General features: G+C 35.0%; 20 protein-coding genes. 17 read left to right on the top strand and 3 right to left on the bottom strand.

All coding sequences use genetic code 11. The features are described 5' to 3' along the window. The 3 genes from RCH62_RS01095 to RCH62_RS01105 all read left to right on the top strand — a co-directional run bounded on the left by RCH62_RS01095 (position 1) and on the right by RCH62_RS01105 (position 2,527). Positions 1 to 720: an ABC transporter permease gene (locus RCH62_RS01095; protein ID WP_306474428.1), complete on the top strand. Its 720-nt coding sequence runs from the start codon at positions 1 to 3 to the stop codon at positions 718 to 720. Positions 721 to 782: 62 nt separating this feature from the next. Continuing rightward, entirely contained in the window at positions 783 to 1,469 is a 687-nt protein-coding gene (locus tag RCH62_RS01100) for a response regulator transcription factor (RefSeq protein WP_306474429.1), read from the top strand. Continuing rightward, positions 1,439 to 2,527 (top strand): sensor histidine kinase KdpD, encoded by a 1,089-nt coding sequence (locus RCH62_RS01105; RefSeq protein WP_306474430.1) that lies wholly within the window; start codon positions 1,439 to 1,441, stop codon positions 2,525 to 2,527. The genes RCH62_RS01100 and RCH62_RS01105 overlap by 31 nt, the downstream gene beginning before the upstream one ends. 42 nt (positions 2,528 to 2,569) lie before the next feature. Here the strand turns inward: RCH62_RS01105 and RCH62_RS01110 are convergent, their stop codons facing one another. Continuing rightward, positions 2,570 to 2,818 carry a hypothetical protein gene (locus tag RCH62_RS01110; protein ID WP_041826323.1) on the bottom strand — a complete coding sequence of 83 codons (249 nt, stop codon included), beginning with the start codon at positions 2,816 to 2,818 and terminating at the stop codon, positions 2,570 to 2,572. 142 nt (positions 2,819 to 2,960) lie between these two features. Between RCH62_RS01110 and RCH62_RS01115 the strand changes: the two genes are divergently transcribed. The 4 genes from RCH62_RS01115 (at position 2,961) to RCH62_RS01130 (ending at position 10,297) form a co-directional block, all read left to right on the top strand. Continuing rightward, entirely contained in the window at positions 2,961 to 3,371 is a 411-nt protein-coding gene (locus RCH62_RS01115) for a thrombospondin type 3 repeat-containing protein (RefSeq protein WP_014713375.1), read from the top strand. A gap of 47 nt (positions 3,372 to 3,418) precedes the next feature. Then, entirely contained in the window at positions 3,419 to 9,637 is a 6,219-nt protein-coding gene (locus RCH62_RS01120) for a DEAD/DEAH box helicase family protein (RefSeq protein WP_306474431.1), read from the top strand. A gap of 74 nt (positions 9,638 to 9,711) precedes the next feature. After that, the gene (locus tag RCH62_RS01125) at positions 9,712 to 9,996 is read left to right on the top strand and encodes a DUF5962 family protein (RefSeq protein WP_306474432.1); all 285 of its coding nucleotides are present in this window, start codon (positions 9,712 to 9,714) and stop codon (positions 9,994 to 9,996) included. A 13-nt stretch (positions 9,997 to 10,009) separates the two neighbouring features. Continuing rightward, positions 10,010 to 10,297, top strand: coding sequence for a DUF5966 family protein (locus RCH62_RS01130; protein ID WP_041826322.1), 288 nt, complete (start codon positions 10,010 to 10,012; stop codon positions 10,295 to 10,297). Between the two features lie 42 nt (positions 10,298 to 10,339). On the opposite strand, the gene RCH62_RS01135 is transcribed toward RCH62_RS01130, so the two are convergent. After that, positions 10,340 to 11,710 (bottom strand): sensor histidine kinase KdpD, encoded by a 1,371-nt coding sequence (locus tag RCH62_RS01135; protein WP_014713371.1) that lies wholly within the window; start codon positions 11,708 to 11,710, stop codon positions 10,340 to 10,342. Beyond that, on the bottom strand, positions 11,707 to 12,405 hold the full coding sequence (locus RCH62_RS01140) for a response regulator transcription factor (protein WP_306474433.1): 699 nt from the start codon (positions 12,403 to 12,405) through the stop codon (positions 11,707 to 11,709). The genes RCH62_RS01135 and RCH62_RS01140 overlap by 4 nt, the downstream gene beginning before the upstream one ends. Positions 12,406 to 12,627: 222 nt before the next feature. Here RCH62_RS01140 and RCH62_RS01145 point away from each other — a divergent pair, with 222 nt between their 5' ends. From RCH62_RS01145 to RCH62_RS01190, 10 genes are all read left to right on the top strand, one after another. Then, positions 12,628 to 13,539 carry an ABC transporter ATP-binding protein gene (locus RCH62_RS01145; RefSeq protein WP_306474434.1) on the top strand — a complete coding sequence of 304 codons (912 nt, stop codon included), beginning with the start codon at positions 12,628 to 12,630 and terminating at the stop codon, positions 13,537 to 13,539. 5 nt (positions 13,540 to 13,544) lie between these two features. Then, on the top strand, positions 13,545 to 14,294 hold the full coding sequence (locus tag RCH62_RS01150) for an ABC transporter permease (protein ID WP_306474435.1): 750 nt from the start codon (positions 13,545 to 13,547) through the stop codon (positions 14,292 to 14,294). After that, positions 14,291 to 15,019, top strand: a complete 729-nt coding sequence (locus RCH62_RS01155; RefSeq protein WP_006149384.1) for an ABC transporter permease — start codon at positions 14,291 to 14,293, stop codon at positions 15,017 to 15,019. Before RCH62_RS01150 ends, RCH62_RS01155 begins: the two co-directional genes overlap by 4 nt. Before the next feature lie 92 nt (positions 15,020 to 15,111). Continuing rightward, the gene (locus RCH62_RS01160; RefSeq protein WP_014713368.1) at positions 15,112 to 15,753 is read left to right on the top strand and encodes a hypothetical protein; all 642 of its coding nucleotides are present in this window, start codon (positions 15,112 to 15,114) and stop codon (positions 15,751 to 15,753) included. A 9-nt stretch (positions 15,754 to 15,762) separates the two neighbouring features. Beyond that, complete coding sequence (locus tag RCH62_RS01165) at positions 15,763 to 16,848, top strand: toprim domain-containing protein (RefSeq protein WP_306474436.1); 1,086 nt, start codon at positions 15,763 to 15,765, stop codon at positions 16,846 to 16,848. Positions 16,849 to 16,898: 50 nt separating this feature from the next. After that, positions 16,899 to 17,132 carry a DUF5965 family protein gene (locus RCH62_RS01170; protein ID WP_000152424.1) on the top strand — a complete coding sequence of 78 codons (234 nt, stop codon included), beginning with the start codon at positions 16,899 to 16,901 and terminating at the stop codon, positions 17,130 to 17,132. Further along, positions 17,129 to 17,512, top strand: a complete 384-nt coding sequence (locus RCH62_RS01175; protein ID WP_000159214.1) for a DUF5945 family protein — start codon at positions 17,129 to 17,131, stop codon at positions 17,510 to 17,512. Before RCH62_RS01170 ends, RCH62_RS01175 begins: the two co-directional genes overlap by 4 nt. 39 nt (positions 17,513 to 17,551) lie before the next feature. Beyond that, the gene (locus tag RCH62_RS01180) at positions 17,552 to 17,827 is read left to right on the top strand and encodes a hypothetical protein (RefSeq protein WP_000495444.1); all 276 of its coding nucleotides are present in this window, start codon (positions 17,552 to 17,554) and stop codon (positions 17,825 to 17,827) included. A gap of 81 nt (positions 17,828 to 17,908) precedes the next feature. Continuing rightward, a complete protein-coding gene (locus RCH62_RS01185; protein WP_306474437.1) occupies positions 17,909 to 18,544 on the top strand; it encodes a DUF3990 domain-containing protein in 636 nt (211 codons plus the stop codon). Beyond that, positions 18,535 to 18,762 (top strand): hypothetical protein, encoded by a 228-nt coding sequence (locus RCH62_RS01190; RefSeq protein WP_000301903.1) that lies wholly within the window; start codon positions 18,535 to 18,537, stop codon positions 18,760 to 18,762. The genes RCH62_RS01185 and RCH62_RS01190 overlap by 10 nt, the downstream gene beginning before the upstream one ends. The last annotated feature ends 113 nt before the right edge of the window (positions 18,763 to 18,875 follow it).

Raw genomic sequence — 18,875 nt, forward strand, 5'->3', positions numbered from 1 at the left:
TTGAAAGAGCAATTTAAAAGTGAGTATCTCAAGTTTATGATGAATCCTTGGCATTGGTTGATTATAGGTGCTCTATTACTTTGTGTTCCGCCGATGGTTATTTTTTTAAATAGTAAACCAGATCAGTTGACTCTACACTTTGTTTTGGAACAGCTACTGCAAAGTCTCTATTTAGGACAGGCAGGTTTTATTAGTCTAGCTGTACTATTTATAGGTCAAGAATTTACAGGTTCTAGCCTTCGTACAAGTTTTCTTACATGTCCAAATCGTTTAAAATTTATAATATGTAAACTAGCTATTGTGTTATGTGTGGAAATTGTATTATTGCTAGCTATAATATCAGTATGTATACTACTTGCTCAAGGATATTACAATATCAATCTTTTGAGCAATATTAAAAATGTTCTAACAATCCTTTTTCCAGTTTGTATTTCTATTTTAACCTTCTCTCTTTTAAGTGGTATTTTTGTATTTATTTTCCGATCTTTTACCTTAATTTTGGGAATAAGTTTATCACTTTTATTGGGTCTAGGGCAAATGTTATTACAATTCAGTTCTTTATTTAGAAATTTACCCTTACTAGCGAGTATGAACTGTTACTATATCCATCCTTTATCACTTTATTATCCAGTGTGGAAAGGCTTAGGGATACAAATAGTATGGTTATTAATTGTTTTTGTATTTGCTACACTGATTCTTAGAGAAAGAAATGTACGCTAAAGACAGGGGCTATCCTGTCTTTTTCTCAGTTAATGATATAATATTATTTAGGAGCGTGAGTTATGGCTTATAAAATTTTAGTGGTAGATGATGATCTTGCTATTCTTCGCCTAATAAAAAAGGTACTAGAATATGAAAAATATGAAGTAGTCATACGAAATAACATAGAAGAGATTGATCTTTGTGATTTTACAGGATTTGACTTGATTTTATTAGATATTATGATGCCTGTTAGTGGTTTAGAAGTCTGTCAGATGATTCGCGAGCAGATATCTGTTCCTATCTGTTTTATAACTGCTAAGGATATGGATGAAGATTTGGTGGCTGGGATCAATGCAGGAGCTGATGATTATATTATCAAGCCCTTTAGTATGCCAGAGCTTTTAGCACGTGTTAAAATGCACTTACGTCGTGAAGAACGGACTAAAGGAAATGTTCATCAAATAAAGATTGGGAAGCTTATACTATATACTGATAGTAAGGAACTATTTATAAAGAATGATAAGATTCCATTGACAAGAAGGGAATTTGATATTGTCAGCCTTCTAGCAAGTCACCCAAATAAAATATACTCAATTGAGGAGATTTATAATTATCTTTATCCACAAAATTCAGATGCTCTTTTACGTTCGGTTTCAGAGTATATTTATCAAATTCGTCAAAAGCTGAAACCATATCAGTTAAATCCAATTAAAACCTTGTACGGTGGAGGATATCAATGGGTAGAATCAAAAGTTTTAGACAATTAATTCTAGAAACTTGTTGGAGAATTATTTGGCAGTTTGGTCTTGGTTTGTTATTAGCTTATCTTATTCCCTTAGCTTCTGTATCCATACAAATAAGGGAGGATGGGAAGCCTCTAAAAAATAGTGGTGTTTTATCAATCTTTTTCAATGTATCCTCATGGGTGTATCTTTGTGTTTTATTGATCATTCTAATAAGTTATCATATGGGAAAACTATTGAGAAAATTGAGTTATGAAATGAACTCGATTTATACAAAGAGTATGTGGCTGGAGAGCGAAAGTATTGATAAAATGACTATTAAGGAATTTTGGGAGACTGGTAATCGCATTATTGTGATGCAAAATCGTATTCGACAGCTATTAGATGATGAGAAGCAACAGAAAGAAGATTTGATGTTTCAGGTTTCAGCAGCTTCTCATGATTTAAAGACACCTCTAACTATCATCAAAGGGAATGCAGAATTTTTGCACACTTCCACTAAAGATGAGCAGTCTAAAGAATGTTTAGCGGATATAGTTCATGCTAGTCAACGCTTGCTTGATTATTTTAATCAGTTGATTCATTATTCTAAAACTTACTATGATGATGAGACAGGTTGGACGGAGTATTCTTCTTCAGATTTTATCAATGAATTAGAGAAAGAAGTCTCTTTTTTGATAAAAAATCAGATGAAGTTTTCTTTTGAACAAAATTTGAAAGGAACTGAAAGCTATTATATAAATCCATCTCTTCTGATTCGTGCAATACAAAATATTTTAACAAATGCTTTGGAGTATGCAGATAAACAGAATCCTAAAATTAAAATTAGGGTAGAGCAAGAGGGGAAGGAATTGAAAATAGGGATATGGAATAATGGCTCTGAATTTCCAGATGAAGTTTTAACTAATTTTGGGAAGCTCTTTTATCGTATGGATAAAGCTAGATCGGTTAAAGAGCAACATTATGGTATTGGACTTAGTTTTGTATGTAGAGTTGCAAAACTGCACAAAGGCCGAGTTGAGCTTAGAAATAGAGACGAGGGAGCAGAAGTTTTAATAACTGTGAATTGTATTAAATCATAGTGATTTATCAATACCCCAACTAATGAATAATACATTAGTCATTCATGGGAAATTTACTAGATTTTCTTTAACAAAGAATTTTGACTTGAAATTGTAGCTATTTAAAGATAAAATATGTTTATAAATGAGTGGTCGGCTCATGGTCAATCTGATATTAATCTTGGACATAAGGGCCAAGCGGTGGCGGACACCAGAACGAAATCCGATAGCAATCTTGGACGTAAGGGCCAAGCGGTGGCAGACACCAGAATAAACCGACTGACTAGGTGGCTTACAGGTTCTGTAAGTCATCTTTTTTACTTTAATAGTAATGTTTTATCATTTTCAGGAGAACGTAGTTTTGACTCGTTCTCTTTTTTGTTGTGATACTTATTTCAAGGAATATTTGGTAGGATTGGAGTGAAAAAAGATTAACTAGGAAAGAAGGAAGTATATGGAAGCCATTTATCAACGTGATTCGGATCAAGATGGATTAACTGATGCTCAAGAATTGGCGCTAGGAACCAATCCCCTTAGCGCAGATTCTGATGGTGATGGACGTTCAGATTTAGTGGAAATAGAAGAAGGAACCAATCCCTTAGAAAAGGATTTACAAGACATAGACCAAACAAGTATCACTGAACCGTCCTCAGTATTTATGGAAATGAAACAAAAGATTTCAGATATGATGGAGAGTCACTACAAGGAATTTATACAGGCTCTGATTAGTATTGAAACAGGGATTGAAAACCAACAAGACCTAGAAGACTTATATACTTACTACATGAGAACGGATGCCGTTTCTCTTTTATCTAGTGATTTAGAAATCAGTCCTCAAGAGGTTGAAATGGAGATAGAGTTGTAGGGGAATCATGTGATTCTCCTATTTTCGTATAGATGAAAGGAGCGAGTATGGAAGTAATACAATTATTGGCTATGTTTCGTGGAACAATTCCAAAAGATAGAGAGAAAATGGACTTATTTCTTCGTTATCAAGCGCAACATTTTGATGAGAAATGGCAGGACTTGGTAGAGAGTTTTTTGACTGAAGAGGGCAAGATAGAAGAGATACCTCATGTCTATTCGTTTCATCAAGATATTGTTTCTTTCCTAGATGCCAGTTCTGAAAATAATGACCAAGATTTAGAAAGTTACACAAGAAATTTTGGACAAGCGGGTCTAGATAAATTATCTCAATTAAGCAATTGGGAGAAAAACTTGGTTCTAGAAGTCGCAACCTATAACCTTTCCACTCGATTTCACATCCAATCTGAAAAAGAAAAACTAGAACAACTAAGTGAGCTTGTATGTCATCAGAATCAGAATGTCAATTTAGTCAATGTCTATAGGGTTGCGAATAATCTATCTGATCGTATTAGTAGAGATATAGAGGAATTTCTTCTAATGGTTGATTCCAAAGAAATAACAAAAGAAGTTCTTGAGATTCATTTTGAAGAAAAAGAGGGAGATGTTCTAGCCTATTTGGGTTCAGAATTGATGGCTACTTTAGATACCGTTACGGATCTTGTCCATCATGAAGAAAACTACACACAACTCCCACTGACACAAAAGCTGAAAATTATTACTCATTTTGATGAAGTAAAGGCTATAAGAGAAAAGTCTAAGCAAGTAGCGGAAGCGGTCTTACCTTTAGATAATATTGACCAGGTAGAAGAAAATGTGGAAGTTCATTCCCTATCTAAAGTAGATAAAATTGTAGAAGAAGCTTTGAGGGAATATCCAATCGGTTCACAAGTAAGTTATAAAGGACAAGTATTTCAATTGGTTTCGATTGAAAATGCACACTTAAATGACTTAGTTCGCCTAGAGCTATTCAATGATTCTAACCAGTTATTTGAAGAGAACCCTATTTTATACTTGAACAGTTTGAAAGAGATTGAACAAGTATTGTCTCATGTAGAACTTGAAAAAGAAGATTCAGAGATTGAGATTGATTCATCAAGTGAAAGTCAGGAAATAGATTTGTTTTCCTATCTGGACGAAGAAAATGAAAAGGATAAGGAAACAAAACCTTTAATTTCAGGCATAGAAGAGACGGATGTCCCCGTTCAAGATTTTGTTTTTCCAGATGACTTAGAGGACTTTTATCCTAAGACAAATAGAGAAAAAATTGAAACAAATATCGCCGCAATTGAACTTGTTAAAAGATTAGAAAAAGAGGGACAACAAGCGAATCCAGAAGAACAAGAGCTACTAGCCAAGTATGTCGGCTGGGGTGGTCTTGCCAATGAATTTTTCGATGAACTCAATCCAAAGTATGAAACAGAACGTTTAACTCTTAAGAGTTTAGTAAGTAAATCAGAATACTCGACCATGAAACAAAGTTCTCTCACAGCCTATTATACAGACCCAATGATTATTCGCCAGATTTGGCAAAAGTTACTGGATGATGGTTTTGAGGGAGGAAGGATTCTAGATCCTTCTATGGGGACTGGAAATTTTTTTGCGGCTATGCCTAGAAGTATACGAGAGAGGTCAGAACTCTATGGAGTTGAATTAGACAGTGTGACAGGTGCAATCGCAAAACAACTCCATCCAAATGTCCATATTGAAGTGCGAGGATTTGAAGAAGTTCCCTATCAAAATAATAGTTTTGATTTAGTCTTAACGAATGTTCCATTTGGAAATTTTCGCATTGCCGATAAAAACTATGATAAACCTTATATGATTCATGATTACTTTGTCAAACACTCACTTGATTTAGTAAGAGACGGAGGACAAGTGTCGATTATCTCATCTATTGGGACAATGGATAAGCGGACAGATAATGTCTTACAAGAGATTAAAACCAACACTCATTTTTTAGGGGGTGTTCGTTTGCCGGATACGGCTTTTAAAACGATTGCAGGTACTCGAGTGACCACAGATCTCCTCTTCTTTCAAAAGGATCAAGCAAAGAATCTTAATGAGGAGGAACTTGTCTTTAGTGGCTCTATTCCCTTTGAGGAGGATAAGCGTGTCTGGATCAATCCTTATTTTGATGGGAAATACAATATACAAGTTTTGGGTGAATATGAAGTACGCAATTTTAATGGAGGAACCCTCAATGTAAAGGGGGTATCAGAAACACTATCTACTGATATAATGAAAGCATTCGAGAATGTGGAAGCACCTAAACAAATTGACAATTCTTTGAAAGCACCTGTTTTTATCCAAGAAGAAGTGGATAATTCGATCCCAAGTCGTATACGTGAGGACTTAGCGCTCTATTCTTTTGGATATGAGGGAAATCAAATTTATTACCGAGATACGCATGGCATTCGGAAAAGTTCAAAAGTAGACGAAATTAGTTATTATGTAGATGAGAAGGGAGATTTTAAAGCTTGGGACAGTTCTTTGTCTGAACATAAAATAGACCGATTCGTGCAACTTCATTTGACAGATGAGGAAGCACTAGATGTTTACAAGTCAGAAGAAGCGAGTAAAAGAGGGAAATATAAGGGACTGTTCAAAAAAACTGTCTTTTATGAAAGTCCCTTATCGGATAAGGATATTAGTCGCATTAAGGGCATGGTTGATTTGAGAGAGACCTATCAATCCTTAATTGAAATTCAACGTCATCAAGATTATAGTCGGACAGAATTTCAGGTGTTACTTAGTAAACTCAATCATAACTATGACCGCTTTGTAAGTCAATTTGGATACTTGAATGCCTCAGTCAATCGGAACTTATTTGATAGTGACGATAAGTATTCTTTACTAGCAAGTTTAGAAGATGAATACATTGATTCTAAAGATCAGAAAGTAAAATATAAAAAATCTTTAGCTTTTGAGAAAGCATTAGTTAGGCCAGAGAGAGTGATTACAAGAGTATCAACGGCTTTAGATGCCTTAAACTCCAGTTTATCGGATGGTAGAGGGGTTGATTTAGACTATATGGTATCAATTTATCCTGAACATAGCCAAGCTGCTATTTTGGATGAGTTAGGAGACCAGGTTTTAATGGATCCAGAAAGCTATTTAAGAGGGGAAAGAAAATATCTTTCTAAGAACCAGTTTTTATCAGGAGACATTCTCAACAAGATAGAAGTAGTTCAACTGTTAGTAGAGGAAAACAACCAAGAATATGATTGGAGCCATGCTTTAGATTTGTTAGAATCTGTTCGCCCTCCACGGATTCATCTGGCAGATATTGAGTTTAAAATAGGATCACGTTGGATTCCTCAATCCGTTTATGGTAAATTTGCCTTTGAATGTTTTACCAATCGTGAATTTGAATTGTCTTCGCCTGATGTTGAACAAGTCATTGAAGTGAATCCTGTCGATGGCCAGGTTCATTTAAGGACATCATTTGCTTATCGCTATCCAAGTGCCAAGGATAGTAGTCTTGGAGTCAGTGGGTCACGTTATGATACAGGAAGAAAGATTTTTGAGAATTTACTTAATTCGAACCAACCGACGATTACTATGACTGTTACGGAAGGAGAAAAGAAAAAGACCATCACAGATTTGGAAAAAACCTCTGTTCTAAGAGCAAAAGAACAGCATTTACAAGAGCTATTTCAAGAATTTGTCTCACGGTATCCAGAAGTCCAACAGGTCATTGAGGAAAGCTATAATCGTCTTTATAATCGAACGGTTAGTCGAGAGTATGACGGTAGCCATCTAGTCATTGATGGCTTGGCACAAAACATCAGTCTTCGCCCTCACCAAGAGAATGCCATTCAAAGAATTGTAGAAGAAAAAAGAGCCTTATTAGCTCATGAGGTAGGTTCAGGAAAGACCTTGACCATGCTTGGTGCTGGGTTTAAATTAAAGGAGTTGGGGATGGTTCATAAGCCCTTGTATGTGGTGCCCTCTAGTTTGTCTGCTCAGTTTGGCCAAGAAATCATGAAATTTTTCCCTACTAAAAAGGTCTTTGTGACCACTAAGAAAGATTTTGTGAAGGCGAGAAGAAAACAATTTGTGTCACGTATTATTACAGGAGATTATGATGCCATTGTCATTGGGGATTCTCAATTTGAAAAAATCCCTGTCAGTAAGGAAAGACAGATGAATTATATAGAGGATAAACTCAATGAACTACGAGAAATTAAAACAAATTCTGAAAATAAGTATACCGTTAAAGAAGCAGAACAATCAATAAGTGGTCTAGAGAAACAATTGGAAGAACTCCAACGCTTTAATCGTGATAGTTTTATTGATTTTGAAAACTTAGGAATTGATTTTCTCTTTGTGGATGAAGCACATCACTTTAAAAATATTCGTCCAATTACTGGACTTGGAAATGTAGCAGGGATTACCAATACAACGTCTAAGAAGAATGTGGATATGGAAATGAAGGTTCGACAGATTCAGGAAGAGCATGATTTTAAAAATATTGTCTTTGCGACAGGAACACCCGTTTCTAATTCTATTAGTGAGCTCTACACTATGATGAACTATATTCAACCAGATATCTTAAAACGCTATCAAGTTGATTATTTTGACTCTTGGGTAGGTGCTTTTGGAGAAATTCAAAACTCTATGGAATTAGCTCCTACAGGGGATAAGTACCAACCTAAGAAACGATTTAAAAAATTTGTCAATCTACCTGAGTTGATGAAAATCTACAAAGAAACAGCCGACATTCAAACACAAGATATGTTGGACTTACCTGTTCCAGAAGCTCATATTATCCCTATTGAGAGTGAGTTAACCGAAAACCAGAAACTCTATCTAGAAGAATTGGTTATGCGTTCAGATGCAGTCAAATGTGGAACAGTTGATCCTAGCCAGGATAACATGTTAAAGATAACGGGTGAGGCACGGAAACTAGCTATTGATATGCGTTTGTTGGACTCTAGCTATAGTCTAGCAGACAATCATAAACTGCTTCAGGTAGTGGATAATGTTGAGAGAATTTACCGTGAAGGAATGGGAAATAAGGCTACTCAGATGATTTTTTCAGATATTGGCACACCTAAGAAAAAGGATAATGGCTTTGATGTCTATTCTGAAATAAAGGCTTTATTAGTTGATAGAGGAATCCCTAGTAAGGAAATTGCCTTTGTACATGATGCCAATAGTGATGAAAAGAAGAATAGTTTATCTCGAAAGGTTAATGCAGGAGAAGTGCGGATTCTCCTTGCCTCAACTGAAAAAGGAGGAACAGGTTTAAATGTTCAGAGTAAGATGAAAGCAGTTCATCACCTGGATGTACCGTGGAGACCAAGTGACATTCAGCAACGCAATGGACGGATTATCCGACAGGGAAATGAAAACAAGGAAGTGGATATTTACCACTATATTACCAAAGGTTCGTTTGATAATTATCTTTGGGCAACTCAGGAGAACAAACTTCGTTATATTAAGCAGATTATGACTTCTAAGGAGCCGATTCGTGCTGCAGAAGATATCGATGAGCAGACTATGACGGCTTCTGATTTTAAGGCGCTAGCAACAGGTAATCCTTATCTAAAATATAAGATGGAACTAGAGAATGATCTAACTCTATTAGAAAATCAAAGACGCGCCTTTCAACGCAGCAAGGACCACTATCGTCATACAATCTCTTACTGTGAAGAAAATATGCCTATTCTTGAGAAACGATTAAGCAAGTATGAAGGCGACATTCAACAGTCTGAAATGTCTAAAGACCAGACATTTTCTATGACGGTAGGTAAGCAAGCTTTTGATCAACGATCTGAAGCAGGTGAATCCTTACACCGTCTTATCCGTCATAATCAAGCTGACAGTAAAGAGTTTCGTACCCTAGCAAGCTATCGAGGATTTGACATTAAAATGCTTAGTCTTCCAACAAATCAACCTCTTCCTGAAACCTTCTCCGTTAAGCTTGTAGGAGAAAATCAGTATTCTGTCAGTTTAGATTTGTATTCTCCTTTGGGAACGATTCAAAGGCTTCAGCATACGATTGATCACATTAAAGAGGACCAGGTAAAAACTCAGAACTTATTAGATGAATTAAAGGATAAATGGACTACTGCTAAGGTAGAAATTGAGAAAAATTTTCCAAAGGAAGATGATTATCAAATTAAAAAGGCCGAATACGATGTACTCGCGCCATTGATTGAAACAGAAACGGATCTAGATATTATTGATCAAGCCTTAAGACAATTCCACGAAAAAGGAAAAGAAAAGCAGGAACAACTTTCTTTTGAATTAGATTAAAAAATAGATACAAATAGCGGACAAGAAAAGAAAAGCGCGGTAGAATATAGACAGAAAGAAACGAGGTAACGATTATGATGGAAGATACCTATTATCAATTAGAAGAGGCCTTGGTACAGGGATTTCAAACCCCTGAAGAGTATCAAGCTTATAAGGAAATAAAGGAACATTATGAGGAAGTGACGGGGGATTACAGCTTTTCTATACGGGAACTCACTAGTCAATTGGAAATCGCTCTTCAGAATCATCGAGGCGTGGACTTTGAAGATTATGAGAAAGAGGAGTATTTGGACTTAGTTCAAAAATTAGAAGAGTTTGATTCCTCTCTTGTCACCCATTATCGTCAATTGATTGACTAGAAAGGAGAAAGTCATGAATGATTTACTCCTTGTCCCAGTAATTTTTTTAGCAGTAGGAGGAATTCTCATTCTTTTATGGAGACTCTTTCTAATTGCCAGTGGACTTTTCCTGATTGGTTTTGTTAGTTTTCTTATTTTCGTGGAGGTCTATGGAATTTATCTGTTCTTTACTGAGACTGAACTTTACACGGCAGATTTAGCTCAAAATGGATTATTTGGTTTTACGACTTTCTTTATCATCTTTAATTTAGTTTTACTTGCTTTAGCATGCTGGACAGGATATAAGTGGAAGATAAGATGAAAAAAATGGAGAAAACTCTGAGGGTTCTTCTCCATTTTTTGCCTAATTGGTAATGTTGAAAATCGGAAGTGAAATGATACTTTCAAAGAATTCATTTTGGACACTAGCAAATGAAATAGAGCCCTGATGCAAATCAACAATTTGTTTTGAAATTTTTAGCCCAATTCCAGTCGTTCTAATTTTAGAAATATCAATGTTTTTAAAAGATAATTCATTAAGTTCAACAATTTTTTCTGGTGAAGCTCCCTGTCCATTATCTTTGACTTCCACAATTACATTTGCATCTTTTTTGAATAAGTGGATTCTTATTGTGCAACCCTTTTCGTTATGTAAAACAGAGTTGTAGATGATATTATGGATAACTCTTGTGATTAAAAACGGCTCAATCATGATAGATTGATTAACAAGTGAATAATCATAATCAAATTCAAATTCAAATTCATTCCAAATTTCTTGATTTAAAATATGGATGAGAATGTCTTTGAAGAAGGGGATAATTTTTGTTTCAGTCTGATTTAATTGAAGATGACCGGATGAAAGGCGAGCTACTATATTTAAGTCATTTAAAATATTTTGGATGTAATAGGATTCCGTCAATATTGGGCGAATATGTTTTTTAGACTGTGTATCTAGTTCAGAATCATTTAACAAGGATGCGTTAGAAACGATGACAGAAAGAGGTGTTTTGATATCGTGTGCAATACCTGAAATCCATTGCTCTTTAAAGACTTCATTCTCTTTGAGTAGAGTATCGGTTTGATTTATTGCAGTTGTAAGATATTCTAGTTCTGATATAGAATTTATTGGATTTTTTAAACCATATGGGAGATTCTGAATAGCAGTTACAAGAGGCACAATTTTACGATTGATATGCGTCACGCCATAGTAGTAAAGAAAAGCGAAATAAAGGCAGTTGAAAAGCAATACTCCAAATGCTATTAGTGGAAACAGGCGGAGACTATCTATATCTAAGTAATTAAAACTATAACGAGCAATTTTATCTTTTGGAAAACCAACAACAATGATGTATCCACCTTTTATCTGACTAAAAACAGGATAATCTGAAAGATAATAGCGAGAAAACTGTAAAATGTCCCCGTAGTCAAATTGCGAAGGAACTTCTGTAGGTTTATACTGTTCGTACACTTGTTTTCCAGTCTGCTTATCCAATACCATGAGCCATAACTTTTGTTCTTTTAGACTAGAAATATCATTTTCAGGTATGTGGACGTTATTATTTGTAATGGTAATGTGTTCAGAAATTATTTTCACAGTCTCAGTAGCAGTTTGCTTTTTACTAATGTAGAAAACAAAACTGGCAATTAGAATAATATTGGTAATAAAGATAATGATGGAAGAAAAGATAAATTTCTTTAGTGAATACCTTAAAATTTTGGTTTGATTCATAATCATGATAACAATTTATACCCTAGCCCTTTAGCTGTCTTTAAATATTGAGGTTTTGAAGGATTTTCTTCTATTTTTTCTCGAATTTTCCGAATATGTACAGTCAAAGAGTTTTCATAACCAAAGCTATCCACTCCCCAAATCGTATCACAGAGAGATTCGGTTGAAACGATGTAATTTTTATTATCGTAAAGTTTTTTCAAAATCTGAATTTCAATTGGCGTAATAGAAATTTCTGCTCCATTTTTTTGTACTGTTGCATTCCGAAAACTCACCAAAGTCTGTCCAATCTGTATTGCTTCCTGTTCTGATTTATAGCTTCTCCGGAGCAGAGCCATAATACGATAGATAAGATTTTTTGGAATGAAGGGTTTCATGACATAATCATCACCACCAGCATTGAAACCAGCTACCTCATCTTCGGGATTATTTTTGGCAGTCAGGAAGAGGATAGGTGTATCGCCTTTTTTTCGGATATGTTTTGCTAATGTGTAGCCATCACCATCGGGGAGCATAATGTCCAAAAGGAAAAGGTCGAACTGATCTTTTTCAATCATGTCCAAACTAGATTCTATATCATAGGCTGATGTTAGATTGGAAAATCCGTGGGCAGTGAGAATATCTCTTATGGAAGAGTTTAAAATTTTATCATCATCAATGATAAGGATGTGCTTATTCAGGAGCTGTTGTTCGAAATTCATAATCTTACCTCGCTTATCTATATTATACCATTTAAAAGAGTGAAAAAAGCAAGATACTTTAATCTTAATGTAAAATTAAGGTTAGCTTAGTTTAAAATTAATCTAGCATGTCTATAATAAAGACATAACCTATATAGAGATACTTCTCAAATAAATTTTAATCAGTGAGGTATTTCCAAATGGCTAAACAACAAATGAATCTCGTTGAGGAGGAAGTTCATAATGATTAGTAATGTTTTACAGATAAAAAACTTACAAAAGGTATTTAAGGACACTCAGGTAGTTAACCTTAGTTCCTTATCAGTTCAACAAGGTGAGATTTATGGTTTTCTAGGTCCAAATGGAGCTGGGAAAACAACAACCATGAAGATGATTTTGTCTTTGATTTCTCGTACAGCTGGGGAGATTGAAGTGTTCGGTCAATCTATAGGTACGGACAAGCAGTATCTTAATCAGATTGGCTCTATGATTGAAGAACCGTCTTATTATCCTAATTTGACAGGCTATGAAAATCTCTTGGTCTTTCAAAAAATCCTTGGATTTGATAAGAAAAATATTCAGGAAACCTTGAAAATTGTAGGGTTAGATCAACCTAAAAACAAGAAAAAATTGGTTAAAGATTATTCTCTGGGTATGAAACAGCGCTTGGCTTTAGCCTTTGCCTTAGTCAAGAAACCGAGTTTGTTGATACTGGATGAACCAACTAACGGGCTAGACCCAGCAGGGATTCATGAAATTCGGGAACTGATTATCAAGTTGGCAAAAGAACAGGGCATTACTGTCTTCATCTCTACCCATATCCTTTCTGAAGTAGAGCATATCGCTGACCGTGTAGGGATTATCAATCATGGTCAACTCGTTTACGAGGGAGAAATTCGTAAAATTCAGTCCAATAAATGGCTGGAAGTGCGTGGGGATTTTAGAGGTCGACGTGAAGCCATTAGCCAAGTGTTATTTGGTTATCCGTGCAAGATGTTAGAAATACATGAGGATAAACTCAAGCTGACTAACCTTGCCGACCAGCAGATTTCTAGTTTGTTACGAGATTTAATAGTCGAGGAAGTTCCAATTTATGAAGTGAAGCAAGAACAAGAAACCTTGGAATCTATCTTCCTCAACTTAACCAAGGAGTGAGTCTTATGTTGAATAATTTGTCTATTGAATTGCTCAAGGCAAAACGAACCAAATCCTTCTTCATTATCATACTAGTTATGGGAGTCGGATTTGCTTGGGCAATTGCAGCCGCTACACGTTACCTAAGTAATCCAGACATGCACCAGATTAACCTAATTTTCTATATGATAAAAGAAGTAAATGGCTTGATTCTCCCTATCGTGATTGCTCTCTTTGTATCCCGGATTGTCAAGAACGAGAAGGAGGGCAACACTTTCAAACTGCTTTTGGCAAATGGTGAAAATGTACGGCATATCTTTCTGAGTAAGCTTGGCCTGACTATGTTCGTTTTGACCTTTCTCGCTATTTTGGAGGGAGTAGTAGTCCAGTTGATTGCAATCTTATCTGGTCTAGAAATGCCTGTTAGCCTAATCCTCTGGCAAATCGTCATTTTCTTGCTAGCATCTTTTGTCTTAACCTGTCTGTTTTTGACTTTGCAGTTTTTACTGAAAAAGCAGGCATTGATAATGGCATTAGGGATTTTCGGAGGATTTCTTGGAGTTGGATTTGGTCATGCAACAGCTTTTCTACAGCTGATTTTCCCATTTGGTGGTATAGCATATCTGTCTCTGGTGGATTACCAGAAAGTCGCCAGTCAAGTGAGTTATGTTTTTGCGACAAATCTAGGATTTAAACTCTTTACATATTTGCCAATAGCCCTAATCTATCTCTTCTTATCTCTCTATCTAGTTGAAAAGAAAGGAGGCAAGCTATGATGTCTTATCTATCAGTAGAATGGCGGAAAACCCAAAAATTTTCCATGTTGATGATTGGTATTTTCTTCTTAGCTTTTTGTAGCCTGATTGGTCTTGGGATTTACTTAGGTGCAGCTTATTCTATGGTTGCAGAAAGTGAAAAAGTGCCTGTTTTATGGGGACAATTGACCTTCTATTATAGCCAGCTTTTCTTTCCGATTTTAGTCAGCATTTATGTAGCCATGATGTTAGGAAAAGAGTTTGATAGGAAAAATATTGAATTTCTCAGAGCTAATAATGTCAGTCTTGGGAAATTATTGTTGGCAAAAGAAATAGTAATTATCTTGTTTATTGCTGTTTTACAGTTGTTCTTGTTTGGTATTTTTTATGTCAGTGCTCACCTAATTCATTTAGAAATTTCTAATTTGTTCACCTACCTTAAGTGGGATTTATTGGGGATTTTTGGAACAATTAGTATGATGGCAGTGCAGTTTTTTGTGACAGCTAAAACTCGTGTTTTTAGTAAATCTGTGGGAATTGGTTCTATTGGTACTTTCGTAGGATTTATGATGATTTTTGTATCTGATAAATTATCTTTAATCTATCCCTATTCCCAAGCTATGGTGGCAATGCGGTCACGGAATTTGATAGACTTTAATTTAGTGGAAATATTGCTGTTTATCATTGTAAATATTCTTCTGTGGGGGATTTTTCATACATTGAGTAATAAAGAATTGCATAAGTAATGCGAAGACTCTTCGGAGTCTTTTTATTGTGATAAAACTTACAAGTTCTTTTTGATATTCTTGACCTAGTTTTTATAGAAAGAAGGTCTAAGATGTTAAATAAAGTCAAAACTAAAGCCTTAATTAGTGTTGGAGCAGTGGCTGCAACTAGCTTTATTCTCATGATGGGATATACTGCTGGTCAACATTCTACTGCTAAACAAAGTCGCAAAGAAATTGAATTGGCTGCAGCTAAACTTATGGAAGATAAACAAGCAGAAGATAAAGCCAGCATTTTGTCATCGGATACTGTAAAAGAATTTTTGACACAGTACTATACGAAAGAAAAGCTCGGAGAAAATAATACACGCATTCAACCTTATATGACTGAATCGGCTTATTCTCAAGAATTGACAAGTCAAAACGATGCCATGAACCAAGTTTATAAGGACTATATTTTGGATTATCATTTTGAAAAAGCTGATATCTTTGTCAATCAGACTACGAATCAAGCTATTGCTATGGTCTCTTATAATGTAACCTATGTATCCGATTTAAAGGATGCCAACCAATCAAAGACCAATCAGACAGAAACCAGAACTGTTAAATTGTCCTATTCTAAACTGCCGGGTAAGTTATTGGTCAATCAAGTGCAGGTTTGGAAATCTGGGTTGGATGATTTAGATAAGGCAACTCCTAAAACTTTAGAAGAATCATCATCAATACCATCACTGCCAAATACTACGACAAAATGATGATATTGCATGGAAATAGAAGAATGTAAGAAAATTTCAATTCTTGATGTAGCAAGTCGTTTAGGTATCTCCTTTAAACAAGTTTCTGGCAGTGTCTATGAACATCCTGAACACGATTCATTCCGGATTTTTTCGAATACCAATACTTTTAAATGGTTTTCAAGAGATATTCAAGGTGATGTCATTGGTTTTGTTCGACTTGTTAAGGGGATTTCCTTTAAAGAAGCTCTAGCATTTCTTTCTGAAGAACCTTTTCAAAAAGAAGCTGTTCAAGAAAAAAGAGAGAGACCATTTTATTATCCTTTAAAGAGAATAGAAGATTCTAACTGTAGTCTTGCCAGATATTACTTAACAGAATGTAGAGGAATCTCAGAAGAAATCATACAAAAGATGATTCAACAAGGTTTGATAGTACAAGCTAGTTGGAAAACAAATGAAACAGTTGAACCTGTTATTGTTTTTAAAAGCTTTGATCATCGTCACAAACTGCAGGCAGCGAGCCTACAAGGGATTTATAAGAATCATTCTATCCCAAGAGAGAGGTTAAAAACAATTCTAAAAGGAAGCCATGGACATGTTGGAATCTCCTTTGACATTGGTAAACCAAATAGACTGGTCTTTTGTGAATCGTTCATTGACTTGATGAGCTATTACGAACTTCATCAACAAAGTCTAACTGATGTTCGTTTGGTATCTATGGAGGGATTAAAAAGGTCTGTTGTCGCTTATCAAACTTTACGACTAATAGCTGAAGAAAATCAGAAGTTGGAATTCTTAGATACAGTAATACCTTCAAAGTTATTGCCTTTGATGAATACAATTCGTGATACAACTACTTATTTTGATAATCATCCCGATTTATTAACACTTGCGGTAGATTGTGATGAAGCAGGTAAAGATTTTTCTGATAAGTTATCTCAATCAGGATTTCCTGTTTTACTGGATTTACCTGATAATGAATATGGGAAAGAAAAAAGAGACTGGAACGATATTCTTCGAGAAAAGAAATCAGATTTACAATTGATGATCGAGAATGCAAAAGAGACCCTGAGGAATCAACCAGTAAGACTAATCTCTCAATGTTTAGAATTGTGATAACAAAATCAAGGTGTTTTAGCTAATATTAGAATGAAGGAGGATAGTATATGACCATTATTGAACGCTTAGAAGAAAAGGTCACTAGGCAAGAAAGTAAGGTAGCAAGAGAGACAGAAAAACTAGCTGCTTACAAAGAGCAACTGGAGACAGCGATGTTTGCGACGTTCAAAAGGCGTCAAAGCACTAGTCACATGAGTTTTGAAGAAGCTCTTGACCATGCCTTTGGTAAAGAAAGACAATTCGATAATTCTGAATTTAGAAAGGATGAAATGAGTGAATGACAAAAGATTGGAATTTTAATCAACCATTAGAAAGTAAATCAGAAAATCAAGAAGATCCAGATAAAATTGCGGCCTTATTTGGAAATCATCAAGGAGGTAATGATGTAAATTATGAAGCAGCTTTTCAAAAGCGCAAACAAGCACCTGTGACGGAATCAAATTCTAGTTCTAAACCCAAAGTTACAGAGGTTATAACAGGAAAAGAGACAGATATCACTACAAGTTATCAGCAACATCTTAAAAGGCTTATTGCGGATAACAATAGTGATATTCAAAGCAGTCAAAAGAAAATTGAAGAACTACATACTTTGATTGACACTAAGAATAAAGACAATAAGAAATTGCAGTCCATTTATGATGCGATTTCCGAATTAGACTAAGCAGTCCTGATAGGCTGCTTTTTTTTTGAGAGGTTATAGATGTTTACAACATTTTTTAAGAAAAATCACGACAATAGTGATGTATTTAAGAAGCTAATTCATAGACTATCTGATATGTCTGTCCAAGATCTTGAAAAAATAGACCGACTGCTAGATATCATTTTCACTCCAAATCAAGAATCACAACAAATAAAAACAGAATTAACTGACAGAGAAGAAACTTTGGACGACACATTAAAGGAAGCTAAGAATCAACTTCATAAGGAACAATTGGAGAAGAATTTAGAGAGATTTAGGAAAGACGGAAGAAAGTGAATAGTTTTATAAAATTTTCTTTTACTGGAATAAATTCTTGTGTTATACTTTTAGTATAGACTAGAGAAGGAAGTAAATATTTTGGAGTTGACTACCAAGCAGGAAAAGCAACTAGGTCAGACGCAGTGGTTTCATGCTACATTATTGAGACATTTAGAATCCTTAAAAAAAGGAATCGATGTTAAATTTAATTTAGGAAGTGAGCTAGACTTTGGACCTGGTTTCTATATCACACCTGACTTTGAACAAGCTAGAAAATTTATTAACAAGCAAGTTGAAGTATTAAATCGAAGCACCTCTAATAATAATATTTTTGACTCAGAAGAAGAAGAAGTAGGAATTATAGTAGAATTTCGTATTTCAAATTTTATAGAAATTTTTAAGAACTCTGACTATCATTGTCACTATTTTGCAAAACATAAAAAGTCAGAGTCAGATTTAGATTTTGCTGAATTTGTCGTTCAAAATCGGGAAAATCCAGATGAATTACAACACCATTTTGATTTTATCTATGGTGTTCAGACTGATGACAATCCAACCCAAGCTTTAGCTCGTTTTCGTCAGAATGAAATTACAAAAGAAGAAATGCTTGCTGAGTTTAGAAAACCATATTCTTTTAAACAATTATCCATCCACAACCAATCTTTTTGTGATATAATGAAAATAGAGAAGGTTTATCAATCAAAAACAGGAGAGGAGTTACAAAAATGGCAGTAGTATCATTGGAAAATAATATTAAACTATATAGTTCAGAATTATTTCAAGCACTATTAAAAGCCTCTAATTATAAATTGGATAAGCGTATTGCTCAGACTGTTGCAGAAGGCTATGCTCGTAATCTAGATTATTCTGATCCTGAACTGATGCATGTTGGTGTAACTTCGGTTGCTAACAATCTGCTTACAAAAATTAAACAAGAGTATTTTAATGTATAGTATTTTAAAAAGCCACCGAAACAGGTGGGAGAAGAGTTGCTGGATGCTATCCCCTATTCTCCTGTTTTAGCGGATTTGGACTACTTGGGTAAGGAACTGAAAAAACGATTGGA

The sequence above is a fragment of the Streptococcus sp. genome, from assembly GCF_030825805.1.
Lineage (GTDB): Bacteria > Bacillota > Bacilli > Lactobacillales > Streptococcaceae > Streptococcus.

What these genes read in the sequence shown, in the direction of transcription:
- RCH62_RS01150 (WP_306474435.1), top strand. Translation starts at nt 13,545, where the DNA reads ATGTTGAATAATTTGTCTATTGAATTGCTCAAGGCAAAACGAACCAAA.
- RCH62_RS01125 (WP_306474432.1), top strand. Translation starts at nt 9,712, where the DNA reads ATGATGGAAGATACCTATTATCAATTAGAAGAGGCCTTGGTACAGGGA.
- RCH62_RS01130 (WP_041826322.1), top strand. Translation starts at nt 10,010, where the DNA reads ATGAATGATTTACTCCTTGTCCCAGTAATTTTTTTAGCAGTAGGAGGA.
- RCH62_RS01110 (WP_041826323.1), bottom strand. Translation starts at nt 2,818, where the DNA reads ATGACTTACAGAACCTGTAAGCCACCTAGTCAGTCGGTTTATTCTGGT.
- RCH62_RS01105 (WP_306474430.1), top strand. Translation starts at nt 1,439, where the DNA reads ATGGGTAGAATCAAAAGTTTTAGACAATTAATTCTAGAAACTTGTTGG.
- RCH62_RS01155 (WP_006149384.1), top strand. Translation starts at nt 14,291, where the DNA reads ATGATGTCTTATCTATCAGTAGAATGGCGGAAAACCCAAAAATTTTCC.
- RCH62_RS01165 (WP_306474436.1), top strand. Translation starts at nt 15,763, where the DNA reads ATGGAAATAGAAGAATGTAAGAAAATTTCAATTCTTGATGTAGCAAGT.
- RCH62_RS01135 (WP_014713371.1), bottom strand. Translation starts at nt 11,710, where the DNA reads ATGATTATGAATCAAACCAAAATTTTAAGGTATTCACTAAAGAAATTT.
- RCH62_RS01140 (WP_306474433.1), bottom strand. Translation starts at nt 12,405, where the DNA reads ATGAATTTCGAACAACAGCTCCTGAATAAGCACATCCTTATCATTGAT.
- RCH62_RS01115 (WP_014713375.1), top strand. Translation starts at nt 2,961, where the DNA reads ATGGAAGCCATTTATCAACGTGATTCGGATCAAGATGGATTAACTGAT.
- RCH62_RS01120 (WP_306474431.1), top strand. Translation starts at nt 3,419, where the DNA reads ATGGAAGTAATACAATTATTGGCTATGTTTCGTGGAACAATTCCAAAA.
- RCH62_RS01175 (WP_000159214.1), top strand. Translation starts at nt 17,129, where the DNA reads ATGACAAAAGATTGGAATTTTAATCAACCATTAGAAAGTAAATCAGAA.
- RCH62_RS01160 (WP_014713368.1), top strand. Translation starts at nt 15,112, where the DNA reads ATGTTAAATAAAGTCAAAACTAAAGCCTTAATTAGTGTTGGAGCAGTG.
- RCH62_RS01145 (WP_306474434.1), top strand. Translation starts at nt 12,628, where the DNA reads ATGATTAGTAATGTTTTACAGATAAAAAACTTACAAAAGGTATTTAAG.
- RCH62_RS01180 (WP_000495444.1), top strand. Translation starts at nt 17,552, where the DNA reads ATGTTTACAACATTTTTTAAGAAAAATCACGACAATAGTGATGTATTT.
- RCH62_RS01170 (WP_000152424.1), top strand. Translation starts at nt 16,899, where the DNA reads ATGACCATTATTGAACGCTTAGAAGAAAAGGTCACTAGGCAAGAAAGT.
- RCH62_RS01190 (WP_000301903.1), top strand. Translation starts at nt 18,535, where the DNA reads ATGGCAGTAGTATCATTGGAAAATAATATTAAACTATATAGTTCAGAA.
- RCH62_RS01100 (WP_306474429.1), top strand. Translation starts at nt 783, where the DNA reads ATGGCTTATAAAATTTTAGTGGTAGATGATGATCTTGCTATTCTTCGC.